The organism is Skermanella sp. (assembly GCF_059503625.1).
Genome location: NZ_JCACHA010000473.1, coordinates 1 through 2,249 on the forward strand (window position 1 = coordinate 1; position 2,249 = coordinate 2,249).

General features: G+C 66.0%; 3 protein-coding genes. 1 reads left to right on the forward strand and 2 read right to left on the reverse strand.

Translation table 11 applies throughout. The annotated features are described in order from the left end of the window. Nucleotides 1-8: 8 nt before the first annotated feature. Complete coding sequence (locus AC5JJ6_RS10385; RefSeq protein WP_496041967.1) at nt 9-548, forward strand: PAS domain-containing protein; 540 nt, start codon at nt 9-11, stop codon at nt 546-548. Between the two features lie 164 nt (nt 549-712). On the opposite strand, the gene AC5JJ6_RS10390 is transcribed toward AC5JJ6_RS10385, so the two are convergent. Next, nucleotides 713-1,501, reverse strand: a complete 789-nt coding sequence (locus AC5JJ6_RS10390) for an alpha/beta fold hydrolase (RefSeq protein WP_496041965.1) — start codon at nt 1,499-1,501, stop codon at nt 713-715. A 39-nt stretch (nt 1,502-1,540) separates the two neighbouring features. Beyond that, the coding region (locus AC5JJ6_RS10395) for a serine/threonine-protein kinase (RefSeq protein WP_496041966.1) at nt 1,541-2,249 on the reverse strand (709 nt) is incomplete at its 5' end.

Consider the following 2,249-nt stretch of genomic DNA (forward strand, 5'->3'; position numbering starts at 1 on the left):
TGCTGAGCATGTCTTCAAAGGAGAATTCCCGCTTGGCTGGAGTGTGGACGGACCTTTCCGACAGGGACGTGAACGTGCAGGCCCCCCCTTGCTCGCCGCTTGTCCAGGAAGCCACGGCCTATTGGAACTTGAAGCGAGGGAGCCGGCGCATGCCGTCCCGGAGGGATATCGACCCGGTCGAGATCCCTCGTCTGCTGTCCTCCACGGCGCTGGTCGACGTGCTGCGCGATCCCCTTGACTTCCGCTTTCGGCTGCTCGGCACCGCTATCGACAACATCACCACCAAGAACCTGCGCGGCGTCCGCTTTTCCGAACTTCCCTACCTGGTCGAAGGAAACAAGGGCTGGGCCGACTACGCCTATGTCGCCAATACGGGAAAGCCGCTGACGACCGACCGGCCCTATGTGGGCAAGAGCAAGATGGTGGTCAGGCTGACCGATTCCCTGTTTCCGCTCTCCGACGATGGGGAAACGGTGAATATGGTCTGGAGCTTTCTGGACATCTGGTGGGTGCCGCTGCGGGAGCGGTCGTGGAACGGAGTCGTGTGACGATCGTCTAAGGCTACAAACCTCCCTGTGGAACGGGCAAAAAGAAGCCCCGCAGCGGACAGCGCGCGGGGCTTTGAAGTTTACAAGGAAGAAAACGCACCGAGAAGGGCGCAAGGGAAGTTTTAGGCCAAGAAGCTTTCAATTTCGTTAACCATAAGATTTATTTAGCCAGGAAATCCTGAAATCTTGCCCGGCAGTCCGGCGACGAAGCGGGCGATCGCGGCGGCGACCGGATCGGGCTGGTCGCGCCAGGGCGTGTGGCGGCAGTCGGCAAGATCCTGCCGCTCGAACGGGCCTGTCACCTGACGCTCTATCGCGTCGATCTGGGCCAGCGTCGCGTATTCGTCGTCGACGCCCTGGATCGCGAGCAAGGGGCAGCGGATGCCGGGAAGATACTCTTCGATGTTCCAGGCGCGGAACTCCGGCGCAAGCCAAGCCTCGTTCCAGCCCTTGAACGCTCCCTCCGCATCGGCGTGGTAGCGGGCAAGCGCCCGCGCCAGACCGCCCTCGCTCCAGGCGGTTGCAGCCTTTTCGATCCCGGCGATGGTGATGTCCTCGACGAAGACATGGGGAGCCATGACTACGGCGCCGCGCACCGGAACGACGCCGGCCCCTGCCGCCAGCAGGGCGATCGAGGCGCCGTCGCTGTGGCCGATCAGGACGGGATCGCGGACACCGCAGGCGTCGAGCACCGCCGGCAGCACGTCCAGCGCCTCGTGGTGCAGGTATCGTGTCGAGCGGCTTTCCCTCAGCGGATCGGACCGGCCATAGCCGTGGCGGGAATAGACCAGGGCCGCACAGCCGGTCAGCTCCGCGATCCTTTCAGGGAAATCGCGCCAAAGCTCGATCGAGCCCAAGCCTTCATGAAGGAACACCAGCACCGGCCCGGCGCCGTCGCGCGGCCCGATGCACTTCGTGTCGAGGCGGTGGCCGGCGGCGGTGATGAACGTCATGGGGCGGGCTCCGGTGGCATGGCGATAGGCTCGTCCTGTCTAGAGATTCGTCAGAAGCAGTGTCAATGCCAGCACCACCGAGACGATCTGCCAGAACCGGACGGGGTCGCGGTCGTACAGCGGCACCCGGCGCGGGCTGACGGGCTCGCCGCGCTCCAGGCCGTTTTCCAGTTCCATCGCGAACTCGATGGCGTCGGCCATCCGCTCCTTGCGGTCGGCGGCCACGGCGCGCTCCAGCATCGCCTCCAGCCAGCCGGGCAGGTCGGGGCGGTAGCGCGACAGCGGGATGGGCTTGCCGAAGCGCGGATGGCTGAACGGCTCGATCTCGCCGTAGGGGTAGCGGTCGGTGAAGGCCCGGTAGACCGTGACGCCCAGGGCATAGACGTCGCTCAGCTCGTCGCCGGGCTGACCGGCGAACAACTCGGGCGCCATGTAGCTGGGCGTGCCGGGGATGTCGGCGGCCGGGAAGTCTTCCACCCGTGGCAGCCGGACCACCCCCAGGTCGATCAGGCGGAGGCCGCCGCCGCTCTCCAGGATCACGTTGTCCGGCTTGATGTCGCGGTGGACGATGCCGGCCCGGTGCAGGGCTGCTACGGCCTTGGCAATCCGGGCGGCGATCCCGGCGCCTTCCCGCAGGGTCAGGCGCGGCTTGCGGCCAAGCCGCCGCTCCAGCGTCTCGCCCTCGTAGAACGGCATGACCGAGTAGAGGCAGGTCTGGCGCTCCGGCGGCACCTCGATTACTTCGCCG